A 23,156-nucleotide genomic window follows, 5' to 3' on the forward strand; every position below is an offset into this window, starting at 1 on the left:
CTGGATTAATGTTGATTAAGAGAATGAGCAATCAAGCCACAAATACTTAATAAAAGACTTATAGTAAGTTGTAAAATATATTGCTTGAGCCTATCGTGTCAAGAAAATTCTTGGCGAGTGAAATGCAATAAAATGTGGCTCTGAAGGGCAGGGCAAGTCGCTGCTCAGTGGCCGTGTTTTTTACTGTTGAGGGGTGTTGGTTGTCTCTGAAATAAGCTGGGACAAGCAGAAGTTGTTAAGATCTTAAATATCAAAAATGCGGAAGTTATTGAAAGCATCGAGGGTATATTCAGAAATACCATTATGATAATCGGTTTTGATATTATCTCGATAAACAAAATGAGGTATGTGCTTTTTATCAAATCTTTTTAACAATTCACTAGAGATAATTTCACTCGATTGTTGATTGACTTGCTCGCCAGATATGGCAATGGTGGCAGGGTTTATCACTGTAATTAATGATGAGGTGATATGGATGAGCCTCTCTATGACGAGTGGGTTTGATGCTGTGATATTCATGTTTACGGGCAAACTATCATAAAAGGGTAATTTTGAGACTTCACCGGCAAATTGGCTTGCGCCTCTTAGCATCTGACCTGAAATAACAATGCCACAGCCAGCGCAATGCCTTTCTGGCATATAAATATAAGCAATAGGCGCTTCGATATTACTGCAATTATTCCGGTAAAAACCATATGCCGTATAATTTATGTCATTGCCTACTTGGACAAATATGCCAAATTTGGCACTTAATATGTCCGTAATAGCCAATCCTTCTAGGTGAGTAATATCGCAGGATAGTACACTTCCTTCAACAATCACTCCTGGTAACCCTAAACCTATCGCTTTGATATTACTATTTTTATCAATCACCCTTTGGATGTGGCTTAACAGCATTTCATGGGTGAAGTCACAATAATCTTCGTCGAATTCTTCAATGGTTTTATTATCAGCAGAAATCAGACGTGAGGATATAACTCCTGAGCCATCGGTCCCTTCAACATAAATACTTAATACACTAAAGTAGTTTGAGTTATATTTATAACGTTTCGCGGGCCGACCACCACGTGATTCATCAAGAGACTCTTCGATAATTTCATGTTTAGCGCACAGTTCATTCAAAATTGTGCCGCACGTTGCTAAACTGAGGCCGGTGTGGTTCGCAATATCGCTTTTGGTCGCTGACATCAGTGATTTTAACGTACTCGTTACCAGCATAACGTTTTTTTGTTTCATCTGCCTGGTGGTATTAATCGGTACAGTCGTCATTTATGTTCACCAATGATTCAGTTGAAGCGAATATAACATGTCAGTATTGATGAAGAAATCACTATCATTCACTCTAACGTTAGACATCCTAAACTTATTTCAGCAGTTTTGTGGTGAATATTTTAATTCTGATGGTTAAGTATTAACCACCCTACAGCAAGCTGATACTATGCAGAAATGAATTAAAAAAGTGGAGGGAGATGGCTGTGAGCGCAAATAGGATTGTGTTGCAACGCATTTATGATGTACACCCACCCTACAAAACGAATACTTTTATGGTGGATCGCCTTTGGCCACGTGGCATCAGTAAGACACGTTTGGACGGCGTCGTATGGCTAAAAGAAGTGGCACCCGAAAATGAACTGCGGCAATGGTTTCATCAATGTTTGAATTGGCCGGAGTTTGTCGTGCGCTATCAGACTCAACTCAATAGCTCAAACGCATGGCAACCTTTACTGGAGGTGCTAAAACAGCACCCAATCACTTTGCTCTACGGCAGCAGAGATACCGAGCAAAACCATGCCATGGTGTTACGTGATTTTCTTTTGAGCAAACTTGATTGAACAGATGGGGCATAAGATCCAATTCAGCCAGTAGGTGTAGTCACCCAATGGCTGAATTGAACGATTGACGTACTAACCTGCTGACTCTTGTTTATACAGTTCTTTCGGCGCTATTTTCTGCGCCTCAGATTCTTTGAATAAGCTATCTTTTGATGTGACATCTACGGGGGCTGCAGCGACTTCGCTAGCGCGCTTGCGTAAGCTGAACCAACCGGCAATGAGCAGTACCGCAACTACTGGAACCGTGGCGATAGTCCAAGTCCCATTCGGGTAGTCAAAAGCCATCATCACTAATACACCAAATAAAAAGAAAAGTGTCAGCCAAGATGTTACGGGTGCACCGGGCATTTTAAAGGCGACGGGTTTGGCCGTTCCTTGCTTGATTGCTTGTCGTAATTTCATCTGGCAAACAATAATAAATCCCCAAGTGCTGATAATACCTAAAGAGGCGATGTTAAGGACAATTTCAAATACTTGTGTTGGAACAAGATAGTTAAGTAATACACCAAAGACATAAATACCTACGGTGACCAATATCCCAGCATAAGGGACAGACTGTTGGCTCATTTTGGACATGAATTTAGGCGCAGATCCCCCCATAGACAGTGAGCGTAGAATACGGCCCGTGGAGTAAAGCCCAGAGTTCAGGCTGGAAAGTGCGGCCGATAGCACCACAATATTCATAATACTGCCAATGTATGGGACACCTAAATTGCTGAAGAATGTCACAAAGGGACTTTGGCCTGCCTGATAAGCATTCCAGGGGAGCAAACAAACTAATAGCACTACGGAACCGACGTAAAACAGACCGATGCGCCAAATAACGCTATTAATGGCCTTAGGTAGCATTTTTTCCGGGTCTTTGCATTCACCGGCCGCCGTACCAATTAATTCAATACCAGCGAAAGCGAATATAACACCTTGGACTAGTATCAATGCGGGTAATAATCCGTGAGGGAAGAACCCACCATTATCGGTAATCAGATGCATACCTGTCGGATGTCCCGCAACACTCTGCCCGGTGCCAAGGAATATCACGCCGACGGCTAGAAATATTGCAATAGCGGCGACCTTGATTAAGGCAAACCAGAATTCCATTTCAGCAAACCATTTCACACCAATCATATTCATGGTCGCGACAATAGATAGCGCACCGAGAGCAAATAGCCATTGAGGAACATCGGAGAATGTCCCCCAATAATGCATGTAAAGTGCAACGGCAGTGATATCAACAATTCCTGTCATGGCCCAGTTGAGGAAATACATCCAACCAGCGACATAAGACGCTTTTTCGCCTAAAAACTCTCTGGCGTATGAAACAAAACTGCCACTTGAAGGGCGGTGTAGGATAAGTTCACCGAGAGCTCTGAGAATAAAAAACGAGAATATACCACATATTAGGTAGACTATTGCGAGCGCTGGGCCCGCCATTTGTAGGCGAGCCCCCGTACCTAAAAACAGCCCAGTACCAATAGACCCCCCGATAGCTATCATCTGTATATGACGCCGCCCCATACTTTTGTGGTAGCCAGCATCATGAGAATCTAACCAGCGTTTTTTTGCGGCGTGGTGGGTTTCCGCGGAGTGTTTTCCTGACATCATAGAATTTCCCTATTTTCTTGTCTGTCGAGCAATTATCGTGAATGTATTACAGACACAGATTGCTAAAGGTTAATGCATAAATAGCGTCTTAGCGCCTTCAGTTATTATGGTTTTTATTGCGATCATTCGGTTTCGGAGGCGCATGCTATCGTTTCTATCGTGATGAGGCAAAAAATATTCACATATAAATTATTTTTTTTAAGTTATTACAAGAATCAGTAATTGAAGTTAATCGATTATTTTATATGCAGTGAGAATGTTTGTGAGGGATAGCATTCCGTTCATCTATTGAGTAAGAAAACAACAATTTATAGAGCATTGTTTAATCGATGAAAATTTAAACATTTCTTATCTTGCATATTGATTAGAGGCATATAGTTGACATGTTAATAATCCTAATTATTAATTAATATTGTCAGGTTATTTTTCATCATAAAATTGAACGTTACGCTTGTGACTATAATTAATACTTATGATTATCATCAGTGTTGAATTCTAAAATTATAAGTTATTTTTATTTAGCGAGGTTAAAGTTCAAAATGATATTTTTCAGGTGATTAGGTTTTGCAGTAAAACCTATGTCTTCAATACGTCAGTGTACAGATGCTCTTAGGTTAGTATTCATTCACGAGTGACTCGACCATAAGAAGTTGAATGAATTTTTAAAGTAAAAATATGCAACTCGGAAGAATGTATACTTGCATATGTTTAATACACCTCAGAAGAGAATAGCGTGCCGCTTGGGAATATTATTAACGAGCTAATTTTAGCTTGAATAACACCTTGATAATGTCACTGATGGTTTGTATTGCGACTTGATTGACTTTCGACTAAGAAGCATAACAGATAAACTCGATGCACTTTGGATTTTTTAATTACAAAACACCAAGTTAAGTTAATTATAATAAACTTGACGATATATTCTCAAAATTGAAAATCCTCATCGCTTAGCTGTTTTTTATTTTTAATCGGGTGGTAGCTTAATGGCATATATCATTAACTCCAATGAAGAGAATTGATATGCAATGTCGGATTTTTATGCTTTCAACTGATTTTATTGATGTTTCTATTCCATTTATAAATTGTGTGAATAGTAACTTGTTGCGACATTAGCTAAAACTCCAGATCCTTATGTATTACCCAACTGTAGGTCTAAAATGAAAAAAATAAATCAGGATATCGCCCTTGAATCTAATGAAAACAGTGATTTAACAAATAAGTCCGCAATGAATAGATTTATTTCAATAATAAACGAGATGAATATAAATACAATGCCAATGATGTTGTTTATCACGATTTCAGCCATTGTATTCATTTCGGCCTATGCCAGTTATTTACCGAAAAATATGATTGGCGGTTTAGCTGTGATCATGACCATGGGGTTTGTTCTCTCTCACATTGGTCGCCATATACCTGTTTTAAAAGATATCGGTGGACCGGCTATTTTATGCTTAATGGTGCCATCGGTACTCGTTTACTTTGGCATTTTCCAAACGAACACGTTGGACACCGTTCACTTGTTGATGAAGGAAGCAAATTTACTCTATTTCGTGATAGCCAGTTTGGTCGTTGGCAGTATTCTTGGAATGAATCGAATCGTGCTAATTCAGGGAATGACCCGGATGTTTATTCCACTGGTAGTCGGCACGATAACTGCGGTGGCTACCGGTTTACTGGTTGGAAAACTATTCGGCTTTACTTTCTATCACACCTTCTTCTTTATTATTGTGCCAATCATCGGTGGTGGTATTGGTGAAGGTATCCTGCCATTGTCATTAGCTTATTCCGCCATCCTTGGGCAATCACCCGATGTTTATGTTGCACAACTCGCACCGGCAGCCGTTGTTGGGAATATCTTCGCGATTATTTGTGCGGGAGTGTTAGCGCGCATCGGTATGCGTCGCAAGGATCTCAATGGCGAGGGGATGTTAATTCGTTCGGCAAAGGACAACGCCATTTTCACCTCGCAAGAAGGGCCAAAACAAGCTGACTTTCAATTAATGGGGGGCGGGTTGTTGATGACCTGTGCTTTCTTTATTGTGGGTGGCTTATTTGAACATCTTGTTCATATTCCCGGCCCTGTGCTGATGATCTTGATTGCAGTAATGTGTAAATACGCGCAAGTTATTCCAGCGAAAATGGAACAGGGCGCGCATAGTTGGTACAAATTTGTCTCCACAACACTGGTATGGCCGCTGATGATTGGTTTGGGGATGCTGTATGTTCCACTGGAAAGTGTCGTGGCGGTATTCTCTGTCGGCTATGTTGTGGTCTGTGGTGCCGTGGTACTTTCAATGGCGGCAATCAGTTTTATCATCGCCCCGTATTTAAATATGTATCCGGTTGAAGCCTCCATTGTCACGAGTTGCCATAGCGGGCTAGGTGGAACAGGGGATGTCGCAATTTTGTCCGCATCCAACCGGATGTCGTTAATGCCTTTTGCTCAGATAGCCACTCGTATTGGTGGTGCATCGACAGTGATTGGCGCGACGCTGCTATTAGGCTGGATAATATAAAGAGATCTTTATAGCCGATAAGTGATTAGTGGTACCCTTACTGGGTACCTTTTTTTGAGCTAGAGGTATTGGCGATATCTGGTAACGGATAACCCTTTACTGGCAATACTGTTTTAACACTTCTTGCTGATTAGGTAAGCGCTTATAGAGATAAACGGGTCGTCCAGTTGCCCCGTAAAGCACCTTGGTGCTAAGCACTTCGGTATCAGAAAGATAAATCAAATACTTGCGGCAAGAAACTCGTGAAATACCAATGGCATTTGCCATCTGTTCAGTCGAGAATTCACTCTCCTGCATTTCTTGAATCCATTCACAAACGGTACGCAGTGTTTGCGCTGTCAGCCCTTTTGGCAGTTTTTTACGCTCGGTAGGGGCGGCATTGCTGCGTCGCAGTAAAGAATCGACATCTTCTTGAGCACAATATTCACGTTGTTCCAGTAAGTTCTTTTTCTCACGGTAAGTAGACAGCGCTTCTTCGAAACGTGAAAACTGGAAAGGTTTAATCAAGTAATCAACCACGCCATATTGCAGCGCTTTTTTGATGGTATTGACATCAGTCGCTGAAGAAATCACGATCACATCAGTATGCACACTGAATTCACGTAACACTGGCAACAAATCCAACCCATTATCCTGACGCATAAAGACATCCAACAACACCAAATCAATGGGGTGTTCTGTCGTCATTAAATATTCTCTGGCTTGCTGCAAGCTGGAAACTGAACCGCAACAGTTGAAGCCGGCGACCTGATTAAGGTAGCACTTGTTCAGTTCCGCCACCATTGCATCATCATCCACTATTAATACATTAATCATGATTTACCGCACTGATGTTGTTTGAAGAAATATCACTAGAAGCCATATTATTATTCGATGCACTATTATTAAGGATAATGTCATAGGGCAGGCTGATAAAGAACTGTGTGAAAACACCGGCTTCAGAGTCAAACTCAATATCGCCACCAATACTTTCTAAACTCTGCCGCACCAGACTTAAACCGATACCGTGTTCAGTTCCTTTGGTGGAAAAGCCATTATCAAAAATGCGATTTTGCAATTCAGCTGGTATTCCCGGCCCGTCGTCGCTCACGACACAATGCACCCGGCCATGTTGATAATGAAAACTGACATTGATCTCGCGTTGGTTCTGGCTGCCTATCGCCTCAAGGGCATTCTCAATTAAGTTACCTAACACAGTAATTAATGTTGTGGTCACTTGTTCATTCTCGGTATCTGGCAATAGGCTGTCGTCACTGATAGATAATGTGATGCCTAAATCCCGTGCTCGATTAATCTTCCCTAACAAGAAACCGGCGATAACCGGGGATTTGACTTTACGCAATAGTGAGCCGATTTCTGCTTGATAATTATTCGATGTTTTAACGATATAATCTTCAAGTTGCTGATAATACTTCATGTGTAATAGGCCGAGAATGACATGAAGTTTATTCATAAATTCGTGTGACTGAGCCCGTAAGGCATCGGCGTAATGCACCATACCTGTCAGGCGTTGCATGAGTTGACTCACTTCAGTCTTATCGCGAAATGTCGCGATAGCACCGATTACATTGCCTTTCACCATGACCGGAACCGTATTGGTCAATAATATACTGCCATTGAAATTTATCTCTTCGTCACGGCGAGCGATACCGGTTTCCAGCACTTGTTGCAGATAGAGGCGCACTGGCCAATATTTGCTGGCATTACTCAACAATAAATTCTCCATCGGACCGCTTTGCTTGAATAAACGTTTTGCTTCGTGGTTGACGACGGTAATACGAGAGTCGGCATCAACGGCAATGACACCTTCCTTAATTGATTGCAGCATGGCATTACGTTGTTCAAATAAATTAGAGATTTCGTAAGGTTCGAAGCCCAGCATAATTCGTTTCAGTGCTTTCACTAAAAACCAGGTCCCAACAGAGCCGATCAATGCACCAAATAAGATGGTCCACGGGATAGTCCAACGCGTTTCACTGACAACCGAATCAATACTGGTTAAGGAAATACCAATGGCCACTACGCCAATTTGTTTCCCCTGTGACCCATAGATGGGCGTGAAAACCCGTAATGCCCGCTCCAGCACACCACGATTTATCGCACTGTTTTCTTTGCCTTGTAATGCGGGTTCCAGATCGTTGCCGATAAAATGTTGGCCGATCATTTCTGGGTTAGGATGAGAGTAACGGATGCCTTTCATATCGGTAATAACGATAAATAAGAGATCGTTGGCTTTCTGGACGTCATGGGTGTAAGCCTGAATATTCTGCCCATCAGCAGGATTTGTTAAGCCGTTAATGATAGTGGGTGAAAAAGATAATGCCCGAGCAACGGCGACGGCTTTATTTTGTAAACTGTCTTGTGCCATCTGGCTAAGCTGGATAAAAAAAAGTGTGTGAACGACCAATAGCACTGAGACAATCACTGCAGAAACCATCAGAGTGATTGAGGTACTGAGTCGTAACGGTACTTTTTGTTTACCTGCCGATGTTGCATTGTTCATGTCATGCTCCAGAGACACCGATCTTAAGGGTTTTCAGACGCCTAGATTGCTGTAAAGAAGGAAATACCAAATCGTAGTAAGTCCAAGTAGCGGGCTTACAAAGTTGGCTTATAGTTTACGCTGTTTAGTGATTAGGATGCTAAGACTTGGGGTTACTTTAGCTACATAACGATTTATATAATTATACAAAACGATGAATGGTGATGTGCTCTGAGGCTCAGAGCCATCTTCCCGTTAGGCCAATGGGTGATTTAAATCCTTTCACTTGAAGAGGTGGTGAATCATCTATATTTGTTTCTTCTCTGTTTAGCCGTCACTCTTATTTTCAGATTTATCGTGGTTAACTTTATTCATCGCCACTAACAGCGAATTATCTGCCTTTCCCGTGATGTTATGTCGACGGAATGCTTACGGGCATATGAATCTGCTATGGATAATTAATTGCACGATAAAAATACCCAATTACTCATTTCTATGTCATGGAACTGAAACATCAGCGGCATTTTATCTCGATGTAATGATAATCAAATTGTTGAAAACAAGTGATATACAGCTTTCTTAAGCTAGGCTATCTTACTCTTAGTTGGCTTTTCTTAAGATTTTTTTGATTAATTAACATGCTTAAGCTTTAAAACCGTTTCAATTGATTATTACTATTTTCTATAAGATAAAACGGCAGGCGTATTCTGCCGTCTTAAATAAGAAAAAAAGAAAGACAAGAAAACAAACGGAAGTTAAACAAGAGATAACCAATATGCCTACAGATAATAGCAAAAATGGAATTATCGACTACGTATCAACCGGACATCTACCTGACCCAGACACGGTCGTGAGATTGGTGCAAGAAGCTCATCAGCGTTTTGGTACAGATACAGAAGGTGTGGTGTCAACCGTTTATCCCGCATTAGAACGCATTCCACCTAATCTCTTTGGTGTCTGCATGGTTGGTACTAACGGCAAGGTGCATTCAGCTGGCGATGTAGATTATGAATTTACCATCATGAGCGTTTCTAAGCCGTTTGTGTTTGCCTTGGTTTGTCAGGCTATCGGGGCAAAAGTTGCCCGCGAAAAACTGGGTGTTAATAGTACCGGAATGGCATTTAACTCCGTCACTGCGATTGAACGCGCCGCTGATGGGCGCACCAATCCCATGGTGAACTCTGGGGCAATTGCGACCACCAGTTTAGTACCAGGGGCAACCAGTGATGAACAATGGACATTCATTTATGACGGTTTGTGCCGTTTTGCCGGACGTGAATTAACACTAAATGATGAAGTGTATCAATCAGCCTGTGAAACCAACTACCGTAACCGTGGCATTGCCAATGTGCTGCAAGGGTATGGGCGTCTGGGATGTGACCCGCTTGTGGCAACTGATTTGTATACCCGCCAATGTTCATTGAATGTTAGTGCCCGCGATCTGGCCGTGATGGGGGCAACATTGGCTGATGGAGGCGTTAACCCGCTGACCGGCGAACGCGTCGTGGATAATGATGTGTGTCATTACGCTTTAGCTGTCATGGTCACGGCAGGATTGTACGAAACCTCGGGAGACTGGCTTTATGACATTGGTTTACCGGGTAAAAGTGGTATCGGCGGTGGCATTGTGACAGTGTCACCAGGTAAAGGAGGCTTAGGGACATTTGCACCGTTGCTCGATGGCGCGGGAAATAGTGTCAAAGGGCAACTGGCTGCTCGCTTCTTATCACGCAGTCTTGGGATGGACATGTTTGTTTCTGAACCTTATACCGAAAAGAGTTGAGCCTTCACGGCGGTATTGCGTTGAAAGTTCATCGTTTCAATAACTGGGCGGAGACGAAAACCGACTGGTTCTGAAACCAAGAATAACATGTCAAAAGGATAGATAATTTTATGGCGAATCAATCTACTCATCATGCAGGTGTGGAACTCAAAGAATCCTGGGTGCCGATGATCACCATCGCATTGGCCCAGATTTTAATGTCATTCAACGTTGCTTCTCTGCCTGTTGCTTTAGGTGGAATGGTCAAAAGTTTCAATGTGCCTCCGACTACGATTGCGACCGCAATTGTGATGTACTCACTGTCCGTTGCCGGTTTCGTGATGCTGGGTGCCAAACTCAATCAGCGTTTTGGGCCATTAGTCGTATTTCGTGGCACTGTTCTACTGTTCGGTATTGCGCAGGTGATGATGACATTCAGCCCGAATGCCACCGTGATGATCAGCGCGCAGGCACTGAGCGGTTTAGCGGGCGCAGCGTTAGTGCCAGCATTAGTTGCACTGATTGCTGAAAACTATCGTGGTACACAACAGGCGACTGCATTGGGTGCTTTGGGTTCTGCTCGTGCTGGCGCAGGTGTGGCGGCGTTTTTGATTGGGGGGATTCTCGGTACTCATATCGGTTGGCGTCCAGCGTTCGGTATTTTGATTGTGCTGTCGGCGATCATCTTTGTCATGAGCTTCCGCCTCAAGGCCGATAAAGGCCGTCCAGAAGTCGGTATCGATATTATCGGTGTGATTCTGGCGGCGGCGGCGATTATTTTGCTGTCATTTGGCTTTAACAACCTAAACCGTTGGGGCTTCGGTTTAGTCCGTGACGGTGCGCCTTTTGATCTCATGGGCTTTTCACCTGCACCCTTTATGATTGTACTGGGTATCGTGCTAGGGCAGGCGTTTGTGGTTTGGACGCGTCGTCGCCAAGAACAAGGTAAGACGCCGTTGCTGGCACTGGAAGTTATCACGTCATCCACGGAAAAAGCCGCAGTATTTGCCATGTTCTCGGTCGTGGCATTAGAAGCAATGCTCAACTTCTCTGTTCCGTTGTATATCCAGATAGTGCAGGGCAGTACGCCAATGGCCACCGCAATCGCGATGATGCCGTTTAACTTGTCCGTGTTCTTCTCAGCAATGCTGATTGTCCGTTTCTACAAAAAACTCACGCCGCGTAAAATCGGCCGTTATGGTTTTATCACTTGTACCATCGCTTTACTGTGGTTGGCATTTGTTGTGCGCAATAACTGGAGTGAGTTCGCGGTACTGATCGGTCTGGTCATCTTCGGTCTTGCTCAAGGTGCATTGGTTACCTTGCTATTCAACGTATTGGTGAGTGCGTCACCGAAGGAACTGGCAGGCGATGTTGGGTCATTGCGTGGCACGACGAATAACTTAGCCAATGCCATCGGTACTGCGGTCGCCGGTGCTTTGTTGGTGGGTTTGTTAAGTGCTAACGTGATGCGTGGCGTGGCTGAAACACCGATTCTGACGGCTGAACTTCAGGCTCAGGTCAATATGGATAGCATTAATTTTGTCAGTAATGATCGCCTGCAAGGTGTGTTAGCGCAAACGAACGCTACCCCTGAACAGGTTGTCGAAGCGGTACGCGTGAATGAAGAAGCACGTTTACGTGCACTGAAGTTTGGTTTATTGATTATGGCGCTGTTATCGCTCGTGGCTATCTTCCCTGCGGGGCGCTTACCTGACTATCTACCAGGTGAATTACCTGCGGATAATCTGGATCCGAAAGCCAATAAATAAACGACGATATCAATCAGAAAGATGGATAAAAAAGACTGACAGTGCGTAATGAAGATTACCACTGTCAGTTTTCTTTGGGAGCAATAGATTATCTTATTTGTGAAGGCGGGTATTGTGTAAGGCGATTAGTGTGATCGACGAAAATTGTAAGTGATGCATAAATTCTCTTAAAATCAGCAATCTGGCGGCAAACACGTTGTCGGCTGGTATGCCTTCTGAGGCCGCAGGCCTGCCCATCATGACGGCTGCTAATCTATCAAACATCCGCTCAACGGATTCCAATGACATGACGGTTTGAGCCTGTAATGGCAAACCCGCGAGCTGAGCAATATCCGCAAGATCGCTGTCTGTCGTCAACAACTGCGAGGCACGATTCACCTCAGGGCTGATACGAATCACCTCGTCTTCGACCACCATAATGGCCGTTTCCATCTCATCGGGTGTCGGCGGATTGTGCTTGAAATAAGTTCGCGCAATATGGTTGGCACCCAGGGTAAGTGGTTGCGTCACGACGGTATTATCTACGCCAGACGTCACGACCGTGGTCGATTCATCACCAATATGCAACAGCGTCATCGCGATGCTAACGCTGAGAGATGCACGAAGAGAGTCATAATCTGATTGCGTGTTATTCATCATTGAGTCCCCAAATAAGTCAGTTACTCGGTTAAACCATGTGGGACAACTAGATTACCGCGAAACACTTGTGGATTCATATGTTTGCCCGCACGGGAATCAATCAAGTCGACCACTCTCCGAGCCAATGTCTCCAGCGAATACTCGATAGCGGGCACCGCCGGAACACCCGGCAATTGCACTGAACCGTCCAGACTGAACACCATCACTTTATCGGGAACGGTACGCTTAAACAGATGTAACAGGGCAATCGCTTTCTGGGCTTCAATCTCGTCCATGACCAACAGGGCATTAAACTGCACGCCATTGTTCAATAGCGTCTGCAATGCTTCGGAGGAGGCATTGACACTGCCCATCACCAGGTTACGGTTATAGGGAATCAGGTAGTTCTCCAGCGCCCGTTGATATCCTAATAGTGTCTGTTCTGCCACGGTTCCTGAGGCATGATTTAATAACGCAATATGCCGGCGACCCTGACTGACCAAATAGTGGCAAGCTGTTTCTGCAGCAAAAGAGTGATCAAATAAAATACTGTTAGGCGTCGAAGATTCGAGGCAATCAATCATGATGGTTTTTTCATCGGGAGCGGGCAGGGGAAAGCGTGCTCCGATGATAATAATGGCATCACACAGGCCATTGGCCAGCTCTGTCACCGCATTAGCGACCCCAACACTGTTATCGGCAAAGCGCAGTAATAAGTGTTTTTGATGCTGGCTAAACTGCTTTTCTAAAGCAAAAAGATAGCTGGTTGTTTGCTGAATGTGTTCAGTCGCGCAAATCACACCAACACATCCGGTTGACTGCGCCGTCAGAAATTGGGCAATCACATTCGGCTTATAGTTTAGAACTTCGACCGCCTTCATAACAGCCAAACGGCTCTCTTCCTTGACACCGCGAGACCCGCTCAACACGCGCGACACAGTGGCTTTAGAAACGTTGGCTAACCGCGATACATCATTAATAGTCGACATCACTTCACTCCACTTTTTCTGATCAATGGCCAGAGGGCCTCGTCAGTTCCCTTTATCCTTGGTTCCCATTCTACTTCGTCCATTCTATACCCTGATTGCCATTACGGAAACCGTTGTTACCAGAGAGTATCCAGTAAAGCACCGATTTCTGCTTAGCTTTTTGTGACGTCTTTCACAACTGCATATCTTTCAGTAAGTAAATATATGAGCGCGCTCTCATATCTATTCCGTTTGCATGGAAACCGGTTTCCATTTTGTTTCCAATGGTGCTCAATATGACAAGATTACAGTGAGGAAATACGTGATGAAAAAAATAATGTTGTGCTGCTCCGCAGGGATGTCCACGAGTATGCTAGTCAAAAAAATGTTGGCAGAGGCTGCAACACGTGGGCTAGAGGTTCAGATTGATGCTTTTGGTGCTAGCGAATTCAATGAGCAATTCAGCCGCTATCAGGTTGTGCTGTTGGGGCCGCAGGTGAAGTACATGCAACGAGATTTGGCTGCGATAGCTGAACCTTTCGGTATTCCAGTGATGACTATCGACATGATGGATTACGGCATGCAACGCGGTGATAAGGTGCTCGATTTCGCCTTATCTCTTATTAATGCAGTGAAATAAAAGGTATCTGCAATGAGTTCTCTTTACCAAACAATGGTTGGGATGATAGAGCAAACCATCACGCCGCTTGCTGGGCGGTTAGGGCAACAAAAATATATTATCGCGATCCGCGACGGCTTTACCTCAGCATTACCCTTTATGATCATCGGCTCATTTATGTTGGTCTTTATCTTCCCACCATTCTCCGCTGATACCACATGGGGTTTTGCCCGCGCATGGCTAAATTTCTCCAGCACTTATCGTAATGAATTGATGTTGCCTTTCAATCTCAGCATGGGCGTCATGACCTTCTTCATCTCAGTCGGAATTGGCGCCAGCTTAGGGCGACAATATAAGTTGGATCCCATCATGACGGGTCTATTGGCATTGATGTCATTCCTGCTAGTGGCCGCACCTTATTCTGACGGTCATATCTCCACTCAATACTTCTCCGGCCAAGGGATTTTTACTGCCATTATCACGGCGGTTTACTCCACTGAACTCTATGCCTTTTTAAAACGCCGCAATATCACCATTCGTCTCCCGAAAGAAGTCCCGACAGGGGTGGCTCGTTCCTTTGAGATTCTCATTCCGGTGGTGGCGGTCGTTGGCACGTTGCATCCACTGAATTTATTCATCGAATCATCTACCGGAATGATTATTCCAGAAGCGATTATGCATTTGCTGGCACCGTTGGTTTCAGCGTCAGATTCGCTGCCAGCCATATTATTGTCGGTATTACTTTGCCAAATTTTGTGGTTCGCCGGCATTCATGGTGCATTGATTGTTACGGGTATTATGAACCCATTCTGGATGACCAATCTGGCACTGAATCAGGCTGCGTTAGCCGCAGGTGCGCCTTTGCCACATATCTATCTACAGGGCTTTTGGGATCACTATTTACTGATTGGCGGTGTCGGTTCTACGTTGCCATTGGCCTTCCTGTTACTTCGCAGTAAAGCTATTCATTTGCGTACTATTGGCAAGATGGGGATTGTGCCGAGCTTCTTTAATATCAACGAACCGATTTTATTCGGTGCACCGATCATCATGAACCCCGTGTTCTTCCTGCCCTTTATCTTTGTACCGATGATCAACGCCACATTGGCGTATATCGCCACCAAGTTAGGTTGGATAGCGCAAGTGGTGTCATTAACACCTTGGACGACCCCAGCACCGATTGGCGCTTCTTGGGCGGCAAACTGGGCCTTCAGTCCTGTCGTTATGTGTCTATTATGTATGGTGTTCTCTGCGGTGATGTATTACCCCTTCCTCAAAGCTTATGAGCGCAGCCTGCTGAAAGCGGATGAAGAAAAAGAGCAACAACTGAGCTTTGCTGAATCAGCCGAAACTCGCTAAATTTTGATAAGGCCTATTTTTATGGAGAGAACGATGAAGTATCAATTTCCACGTGATTTTTGGTGGGGTAGCGCTAGCTCCGCGCCGCAAACCGAAGGTGAGAGCCTGAACGGTGGCAAAAGTGCCACTATCTGGGACACTTGGTTCGATAAGCAGCCAGGGCGTTTTCATCAGCAAGTTGGGCCACAGCAGACATCAACTTTTTATCAGCATTGGCAACAAGATATCGCGCTGCTGGAACAGCTAAATCACAACAGCTTTCGCACCTCAATTTCTTGGGCGCGTTTGATACCAAAAGGCCGCGGTGAAGTTAACCCAGAGGCAGTGGATTTCTACAATGGCGTGATTGACGAATTGCTGGCACAAGGGATAACCCCGTTTATCAATTTGTTCCATTTTGATATGCCGACAGTCATGCAAGAACAAGGGGGCTGGGAGAGTCGCTATGTGGTTGAGGCTTATGCCGAATACGCGGATACCTGCTTCCGCTTATTTGGGGATCGCGTACAGCACTGGTTTACGTTCAATGAGCCTATCGTGCCTGTTGAAGGTGGCTATCTGTACGATTTCCATTACCCCAATGTGGTGGATTTCAAACGGGCGGCAACAGTGGCTTACCACACTGTAATAGCCCATGCTCTTGCGGTAAAAAAATACCGCCAGCGCGAATTAGGCGGCGAGATCGGTATTATTTTAAACCTGACGCCATCTTATCCTCGTTCTGAGAATCCAGCTGACGTCAAAGCGGCTAATATTGCGGATTTAATGTTTAACCGGAGTTTCCTTGACCCTGCATTACGTGGTGAATATCCGGCAGAGCTTGTCTCTCTGCTGAAAGATTACGATCAATTACCGGATTGCCAGCCTGGTGATAGTGCATTAATTGTTGAAGGGAAGGTTGATTTACTCGGCATTAATTATTATCAGCCACGCAGAATAAAGTGCCGTGATAGTCGAGTGAATCCTGATGCGCCATTTATGCCTGAATGGCTATTTGATTATTACCAAATGCCGGGATGCAAAATGAACCCGCATCGCGGTTGGGAAATTTATGAACCCGGTATTTATGACATCCTGACTAACCTTCGAGAGAATTACGATAATCCACGCTGCTTTATTTCAGAAAATGGCATGGGCGTTGAAAATGAACAGCGATTTAGCCAGAACGGACAGATCAATGATGACTACCGCATTGAGTTTGTCTCTGAACATTTAAAATGGGTACACAAAGCATTAGCCGAAGGCAGTCATTGCTTGGGTTACCATATGTGGACGTTTATTGATAACTGGTCATGGTGCAATGCCTATAAAAACCGTTATGGTTTCGTCCAGCTAGATTTGAAAACTCAGCAACGGATTGTGAAAAAAAGTGGTGAATGGTTTGCTGCAACGGCTAGCAATCAAGGTTTTGATGAGGTAGCGAAAAATGATTGATCTGGAAGAAGCTGTCATGGAGATCATCGTCAATGCAGGCCAGGCGAGGAGCCTGTGCTTTGAAGCCTTGCGTGCTGCCAGGGAGGGGGATTTCACGCAGGCGCATGCACTCTTAGCCGAATCTGATGGGTTTACTAAAGCGGCTCATCGCATGCAAACCAAACTGATTGAACAAGATGCGGGAGAAGCTAAAACTCCGATGACGCTAATTATGGTCCATGCGCAGGACCATTTAATGACATCGTTATTAGCCCGTGAATTAACCAATGAATTAGTCCTATTGTATCAGCGGGGATAATTAACTCCGCATAAAGAATGAATCATTAAAATTAAAGTATTATTATTGTCGAGGTCAAATATGAATATTTAGCCATGGCAATTTATTTGCCAATTGATACTTCTGGGTATAAAAATAAATAAATCATTAACTCTTTAATAACGGGTGGTTATGTGCTGCCCTGATTTTAAAGAAAAATTTTTACTTCACATTATCCTAAATAGAGATGGTCAATATGAATAAGTTTATTCTGGTTGGACTTGCCAGTCTTTTGTCATTGCCTGCGTTTGCTGAAGTTACCTGGGAAACACCACAAGGGAATCTTAAATTATATGGTGATGTTGAAATTAATATGGATGCCGCAAGTAAGAGCGGGCAACTCACCTCATTGCGCACGAGCGCTAATAAAGATTGGAAAGCCGGTAATAGAGAGCAATGGGATATTAATGGCCGAATTTTAATTGGGCTGGATGGTTACCGCCGTCTGAATAATGGCAACTTTGCGGGCTTTACCGTGCAGCCGTTGGCTGATGTTGGCGGTAGCATGAATCTTGATGATGCGGCTTTCTTCTTCGGCCATGAAAAAGACTGGAAAGTTAAAGTTGGCCGTTTTGAGGCTTACGATATGTTCCCTCTCAATCAAGATACCTTTGTTCAACATTCGGGTAATACCGCGAATGACTTATATAGTGATGGCTACGGCTATATCTATATGATGAAGGAAGGACGGGGGCGTAGTAATAATGGTGGTAACTTCTTGGTCAGCAAATACCTAGGGAACTGGTATTTTGAAGTGAACACCATATTGAAAGATGGTACAACGCTATTTGCCAATAATACTTACCACGGTAATACGCTGGAAAACGAAAAAAATGTGGCCTATGTTCGTCCCGTTATTTCGTGGAAACAAGACAGCTTCTCAGCCGCTATCGCGATGGAAAGTAACGTCATCAGTAATGCCTATGGTTATCGGGATGATCAAGGAATATGGCAGGATCAGTCTAAACGTAATGGCTATGGTGCTACTTTCACCTTCAATAATCAGGATAAAGATCCCGAAAATGGCATTGTCGCAAATCTGAGTTCAGCTTATATGGATGCGACTAATGAGAAGAACTTTAGTGCAGGCGCTAACATCTTATGGCGAAATTTTGAAGTTGGCTATATTTACGCCCACAATGATATTGAATACTTCAACAGCGCGAATGCGGGTGTGGTCACCTCTGGAATATTAACCTCACCTGATAAATATGATATTCACACAATACACACCTCTTATAAAATCCCTAATATTATGGATATGAATAACTTTAATTTATACTTGGGTGCTTATTGGTCTAAATTGGAAGTCGCTGATAATAATAAAATGGCTAATAGCGATAATGATGACCGTTATGGTGTTCGTGCTCGATTCAAGTATTTCTTCTGATTTAATATCAACGATTGGATAAATAATATTATCAATTAACTATTATTACTCAGAATAAACTTTACTGAAACAAACGCCTGTCTGTGGATTTAGGTCACCTTCACCTGTGGTATTTCCGCAGCAGGCGAGTATTTGTGGTTACCCGCATGTCACGTCAAAATACAGCAATGCCAACAAGCACAATATAATCCGCTGAATTAAACCCCACCATAAGTAGGGAAAACCGGCTTTCCTGCTAAGAATTGCGGTACGCCCCGCATTTCTAAACAAAAATTCAAGAGACTAAATATTTTTTGATACTGATCAAGACACATTTCCCTTATTTAGTGTTAATGTTAATAAATCTCATTATCAACTTCATGTGCGTCACTCAAAATGCGAATTTGGCAAAAAATTATTCTGCTTTGCTGCTGCTGGTGGCTGTCAGGCTCATTAGCGTGGGCTGCTGTGGATTATCAGCAACTTGTTAATGATATCCAATCCCGCCTAGATAAAACGTCTCAACTCTATCAACAACACAATAATGATGAAGCCCGCACTACCGTGCAGATGGCGTATTTTGAAGTGTTTGAGAATCTGGAAGGGCCGATTCGTATTAATATCTCTGCCCAAAAGAGCTATCAGATGGAGGCTGCATTTGGCGAAATTCGCCGCATGATAGGTGAGGGCAAACCGCAAGCCGAAGTCGATAGTAAAATTAACTGGTTGAAAAATGAGCTGGCGGGGGTACTACCCGTATTGGCCGATGGTCATAAGCTGACCGCAGAACAGCAACATGCCACTTATGAAAACAGTGATATCGCGGTGTACTGGCAGCAAAGTTTCAAAATCATTGATGACTTACTGGCGCAGGCTATCACTGAATATCAGGCGGGTAATTTTGCCGCCGCGAGTCAAAGTGTGCAACAGGCGCACTATCAAGGTTTTAAAAACTCTGAAATGGAAATGTCGGTGCGGGGAAATCGTTCTGCGCAAGACGCCGCTGCGATTAACCAACAATTCACCGCGTTGATCGATTTAACCAGCAAGCCTGACCAAATTACCGAAGTGGCTTACCGCGTGACTGGCTTGCTGCAAACCATCGAAGATATTCTGCCGGGGCTACCCACTACCCGCGAACAGCAACAAGTGACAGCTGACCAACCCAATGCGGGGCAATCTTCTGCGGGCGGAGTTAACTCAGCAGAGCAAACCAATGCGGACTGGGCGGCAGTCTCTGAAAAGATAAATCAGGAAATTACCGCCGCTATCAGCCAATACCAAAAAGGACAAACCTCACCGGCAATGTTGGCCGTGCAGGATGCCTATTTTGATTTGTTCGAAGCCAGTGGCATGGAAAACAAAGTCGGTTCACGTGATGCGGCGTTTAAATCAACTCTCGAAGGTCACTTCACTCGCTTAGTGAGCTACATGAAAGCAGGTCAGCCGGTTGAGAAGTTACACGCTGAAGCTGCGGCCTTGCAAAAAGATCTGTCTAGCGCAGTAGAGATGTTAGGCGGGGGGGATGAAACAGACTGGAGTTTGTTTATCTACAGCCTGCTGATCATTGTTCGTGAAGGCCTGGAAGCCTTATTGATTGTGGCGGCCATCGTTGCCTATCTGGTGAAAAACAATCATCAGGACAAGCTACCGTTGATTCGACAATCCGTTGTGGTAGCCCTGATTGCCAGTGTGCTCACTGCCTTTGTCTTCCAGTGGCTATTTGAGAACTCAGGACAAAGCCGTGAATTGTTGGAAGGCTTCACCATGATGATTGCTGTGGTGATGTTGTTCTCCATGAGCTATTGGCTGCTTTCAAAAACGGAAGCACGCCAATGGAAAGCTTATCTCGAAGGGAAGTTCTCCAAATCACTGAGTAGCGGTTCAATGATAGGGCTATGGCTCACCAGCTTCTTGGCGGTATACCGCGAAGGGGCAGAAACCGTCCTGTTCTATCTAGCCTTAATGGGGGATGCGAGCACCACGAGCGGGCACCTGTCGATTTTGGCCGGTTTCGGCGTCGGTTGTATCGTCTTGCTCATCGCTTATCTGATCATGCGCTTTACCGTGGTCAAATTGCCACTCAAGCCGTTCTTTATGTTTACCGGTGGCTTTATGTATCTCATGGCGTTCGTCTTTGCCGGTAAGAGCGTACTCGAATTGATTGAGGGCAAGCTGTTTGAACCGACCTTGCTGCCGGGCGTACCTGAAATTAGTTGGTTGGGAATCTATCCGTATTTGGAAACATTGATTCCTCAAGGGATATTACTGATCGCTGCACTCGTTGCCCTTTGGGTAATGCAACGGCGCGGTCGTGCAATCCCAGCATAATGGTCCGGCATGATGCCGGTGTGAATTACGACAATGTACTAATCATTTGATACCAGAGGGTGTGCTACATGACCATGAAGAAAACGATTATTGCCAGCAGTATCATCGCCAGCATTTTTGCCGCGCCTGCTGCATTTGCCTTTAAAGAGTATCCGGCTGGCGAACCTATCAAAATTAATGATATGGAAATTGCAGCGGTTTACTTGCAGCCAATTGATATGGAGCCGCGCGGCATGGGCTTGCCAGCAGCGAAGGCTGATATCCATTTAGAAGCAGATATTCATGCAACTGAAGGCAATAAAAATGGTTTCGGCGCGGGTGAGTGGATGCCGTACCTGACTATCGCTTACACCTTGGTCAACACCGATACCGGTGCTAAACAAGAAGGCACCTTTATGCCAATGGTTGCCAGCGATGGTCCACATTACGGTGCTAACATCAAAATGATGGGCGTGGGTAACTATAAAGTGACTTACCACATCAGTGAGCCATCTAAAGCAGGTTTACATCGCCATACTGATAGCGAAACAGGTGTGGGCCGCTGGTGGAAACCCTTTGATGTGAGTTATGACTTTAAATATACCGGTTTGAATTGATATGAATGACCGCGATGACTGATTGAGTCATTGCGGTTTTTTCTATCGATATTAAATAGTCAGACAATTGTTGTTTTCAGTGCGATAAACGTGCTGATCAGTGATAACTGGCAGGTGTTGTGATGTCCTTGCCCAAGGTGTGTGCTCATGAGTTATTTTTTTGTTTCCGTACTGCAAGCCTTTTTACCGGTCGCTTTACTACTGGGGTTAAGTTGGGCGATTCGGCCCGCCCCCGCGTTAAATCGGGTGGTATGGATAACAATACTCATGGCAATCGTCGGGATATGGGCGGGGACTCATTACCCTAAATCGCAGCAATTGCAGTTAGCGCTGGCGGGAGTTCAACTTCTCGCACTGTTGTTATTCTTGTTCAGTCAACTTACCCCCCGCCGTTCATTAGGTTATTGCTGGCAAGTTCTGCTGGTTTTCGGCGCGGCATTCAATTGGGGGAATAACCCAAACTTGGGTGCATTCACCAACACGCATGTTATTAATACCGATTTGTTACTGAATCTCGCGGCAATCATTGTCGCTTTTGCATGGGTCGTTTTCTGCGCGGTATTGCTGCTGATGATGATTCGGCAATTGCCACGTTGTCGATGGCTGCTGCTGATACTGCTAACGCTGCTATTAATTTTGCCACTGAGCGGCGATACTCTCCTGTTATTGATGAAATTACAGGTCATGCCGTTAACCAAATCACTGCTCAGTTACGTTGCCTTGGTGACTAACGGCCATGCTTGGCTCAACTATATTTGCGCGTTGCTATTGGCGTTGACCACGCTGTGTTATTTGATGCCTCTGCGCCATGCCCAGCAGATAGTTACGGCTAATGTTGAACCTATTGCCCACCGTAAAGCGTTGGCCGGTTATCGCAATGTACGGAGAATTTTTGTCTTTGCGCTGCTGGCATGGGTTGTTGTGGCAGGTGCTCAGCTTTATTGGGACAAAGTGGCGTCTCAGCCCCCACAACTGTCTGAGGCATTACCCGTCACGGTAGCCGCTGATGGTCTGGTTCATATTCCGGTCGAGCAGGTACGGGACGGTAAATTGCACCGTTTTGTTTGGATAGCCGATGATGGCAAAGCGGTACGTTTCTTCATCATTAACCGTTATCCCGATCGTTTGCGTTTGAGTGTGGTTTTTGACGCTTGTCTACTTTGTGGTGACCAAGGTTATGTGATGGAAGGCAATCAGGTGATTTGTGTTGCCTGTGCAGTCCATATTTTCATTCCGTCTATTGGTAAAGCGGGGGGATGTAACCCTATCCCGCTAGAGGACTGGAAAAGTGATGATAAAGAATTGGTTATCCCTAAAGCCTCTTTAGAGGCGGGCGTTAATTACTTCACCACCGTGGTGACATTAGATGTTATCGATCCCGTTGATAAAACACATCTGACTAACCAAAAGGCCGAGTTTAAATATAGCTATGGCGATAAGACTTACTTCTTCTCTACTGAGGCGAATTACAATCGTTTCCGCGAACATCCGGAGCAATTTGTGACGCCAGTTGTTGACAGGGAAGGCAGTGAAGACAGTGAAGACAGTGAAGACAGTGACACGCAGGAGAACCCATAATT

Annotated in this window: 18 protein-coding genes; 12 read left to right on the plus strand and 6 right to left on the minus strand. The window is 44.5% G+C overall.

Going from position 1 to position 23,156, the window contains the following annotated elements; translation table 11 throughout:
• Nucleotides 1–243 precede the first annotated feature (243 nt).
• The gene (locus BN68_RS03175) at nt 244–1,269 is read right to left on the minus strand and encodes an ROK family protein (RefSeq protein ID WP_042806382.1); all 1,026 of its coding nucleotides are present in this window, start codon (nt 1,267–1,269) and stop codon (nt 244–246) included.
• A gap of 200 nt (nt 1,270–1,469) precedes the next feature.
• Here BN68_RS03175 and BN68_RS03180 point away from each other — a divergent pair, with 200 nt between their 5' ends.
• Nucleotides 1,470–1,832, plus strand: coding sequence for a DUF488 domain-containing protein (locus BN68_RS03180; RefSeq protein ID WP_019209701.1), 363 nt, complete (start codon nt 1,470–1,472; stop codon nt 1,830–1,832).
• Nucleotides 1,833–1,904: 72 nt separating this feature from the next.
• Here the strand turns inward: BN68_RS03180 and ansP are convergent, their stop codons facing one another.
• On the minus strand, nt 1,905–3,434 hold the full coding sequence (ansP, locus tag BN68_RS03185; protein WP_019209702.1) for an L-asparagine permease: 1,530 nt from the start codon (nt 3,432–3,434) through the stop codon (nt 1,905–1,907).
• Nucleotides 3,435–4,591: 1,157 nt separating this feature from the next.
• Between ansP and BN68_RS03190 the strand changes: the two genes are divergently transcribed.
• Nucleotides 4,592–5,950 (plus strand): 2-hydroxycarboxylate transporter family protein, encoded by a 1,359-nt coding sequence (locus BN68_RS03190; RefSeq protein ID WP_019209703.1) that lies wholly within the window; start codon nt 4,592–4,594, stop codon nt 5,948–5,950.
• Between the two features lie 96 nt (nt 5,951–6,046).
• Here BN68_RS03190 and dcuR read toward each other — a convergent pair whose 3' ends face one another.
• Both dcuR and BN68_RS03200 read right to left on the minus strand, forming a co-directional pair.
• Nucleotides 6,047–6,766, minus strand: coding sequence for a two-component system response regulator DcuR (gene dcuR / locus BN68_RS03195; RefSeq protein WP_019209704.1), 720 nt, complete (start codon nt 6,764–6,766; stop codon nt 6,047–6,049).
• Complete coding sequence (locus BN68_RS03200; RefSeq protein ID WP_019209705.1) at nt 6,759–8,453, minus strand: sensor histidine kinase; 1,695 nt, start codon at nt 8,451–8,453, stop codon at nt 6,759–6,761. The genes dcuR and BN68_RS03200 overlap by 8 nt, the downstream gene beginning before the upstream one ends.
• 754 nt (nt 8,454–9,207) lie before the next feature.
• Between BN68_RS03200 and glsA the strand changes: the two genes are divergently transcribed.
• A complete protein-coding gene (gene glsA, locus BN68_RS03205) occupies nt 9,208–10,215 on the plus strand; it encodes a glutaminase A (protein ID WP_019209706.1) in 1,008 nt (335 codons plus the stop codon).
• A 110-nt stretch (nt 10,216–10,325) separates the two neighbouring features.
• On the plus strand, nt 10,326–11,966 hold the full coding sequence (locus BN68_RS03210) for an MFS transporter (protein ID WP_019209707.1): 1,641 nt from the start codon (nt 10,326–10,328) through the stop codon (nt 11,964–11,966).
• A gap of 93 nt (nt 11,967–12,059) precedes the next feature.
• Here BN68_RS03210 and BN68_RS03215 read toward each other — a convergent pair whose 3' ends face one another.
• Together BN68_RS03215 and BN68_RS03220 are read right to left on the minus strand one after the other, a co-directional pair.
• Nucleotides 12,060–12,602 carry a hypothetical protein gene (locus tag BN68_RS03215; RefSeq protein WP_042806503.1) on the minus strand — a complete coding sequence of 181 codons (543 nt, stop codon included), beginning with the start codon at nt 12,600–12,602 and terminating at the stop codon, nt 12,060–12,062.
• Between the two features lie 23 nt (nt 12,603–12,625).
• A complete protein-coding gene (locus BN68_RS03220; RefSeq protein ID WP_019209709.1) occupies nt 12,626–13,573 on the minus strand; it encodes a LacI family DNA-binding transcriptional regulator in 948 nt (315 codons plus the stop codon).
• A 304-nt stretch (nt 13,574–13,877) separates the two neighbouring features.
• Here BN68_RS03220 and BN68_RS03225 point away from each other — a divergent pair, with 304 nt between their 5' ends.
• The 8 genes from BN68_RS03225 to BN68_RS03260 all read left to right on the plus strand — a co-directional run bounded on the left by BN68_RS03225 (nt 13,878) and on the right by BN68_RS03260 (nt 23,154).
• A complete protein-coding gene (locus BN68_RS03225) occupies nt 13,878–14,192 on the plus strand; it encodes a PTS sugar transporter subunit IIB (RefSeq protein WP_019209710.1) in 315 nt (104 codons plus the stop codon).
• A 12-nt stretch (nt 14,193–14,204) separates the two neighbouring features.
• The gene (locus BN68_RS03230; RefSeq protein ID WP_019209711.1) at nt 14,205–15,530 is read left to right on the plus strand and encodes a PTS sugar transporter subunit IIC; all 1,326 of its coding nucleotides are present in this window, start codon (nt 14,205–14,207) and stop codon (nt 15,528–15,530) included.
• Nucleotides 15,531–15,563: 33 nt separating this feature from the next.
• Entirely contained in the window at nt 15,564–16,964 is a 1,401-nt protein-coding gene (locus BN68_RS03235; protein ID WP_019209712.1) for a glycoside hydrolase family 1 protein, read from the plus strand.
• Nucleotides 16,957–17,262 (plus strand): PTS lactose/cellobiose transporter subunit IIA, encoded by a 306-nt coding sequence (locus tag BN68_RS03240; RefSeq protein WP_019209713.1) that lies wholly within the window; start codon nt 16,957–16,959, stop codon nt 17,260–17,262. The genes BN68_RS03235 and BN68_RS03240 overlap by 8 nt, the downstream gene beginning before the upstream one ends.
• 205 nt (nt 17,263–17,467) lie before the next feature.
• Nucleotides 17,468–18,670: a carbohydrate porin gene (locus BN68_RS03245; RefSeq protein WP_042806383.1), complete on the plus strand. Its 1,203-nt coding sequence runs from the start codon at nt 17,468–17,470 to the stop codon at nt 18,668–18,670.
• A 375-nt stretch (nt 18,671–19,045) separates the two neighbouring features.
• Nucleotides 19,046–20,980 (plus strand): FTR1 family iron permease, encoded by a 1,935-nt coding sequence (locus BN68_RS03250; protein ID WP_019209715.1) that lies wholly within the window; start codon nt 19,046–19,048, stop codon nt 20,978–20,980.
• Between the two features lie 68 nt (nt 20,981–21,048).
• Nucleotides 21,049–21,576, plus strand: coding sequence for an iron transporter (locus BN68_RS03255; RefSeq protein WP_004390794.1), 528 nt, complete (start codon nt 21,049–21,051; stop codon nt 21,574–21,576).
• Nucleotides 21,577–21,723: 147 nt separating this feature from the next.
• Complete coding sequence (locus tag BN68_RS03260) at nt 21,724–23,154, plus strand: Fe-S-containing protein (RefSeq protein ID WP_019209716.1); 1,431 nt, start codon at nt 21,724–21,726, stop codon at nt 23,152–23,154.
• Nucleotides 23,155–23,156 lie beyond the last annotated feature (2 nt).

The sequence above is a fragment of the Yersinia massiliensis CCUG 53443 genome (genome assembly GCF_000312485.1).
Lineage (GTDB): Bacteria > Pseudomonadota > Gammaproteobacteria > Enterobacterales > Enterobacteriaceae > Yersinia > Yersinia massiliensis.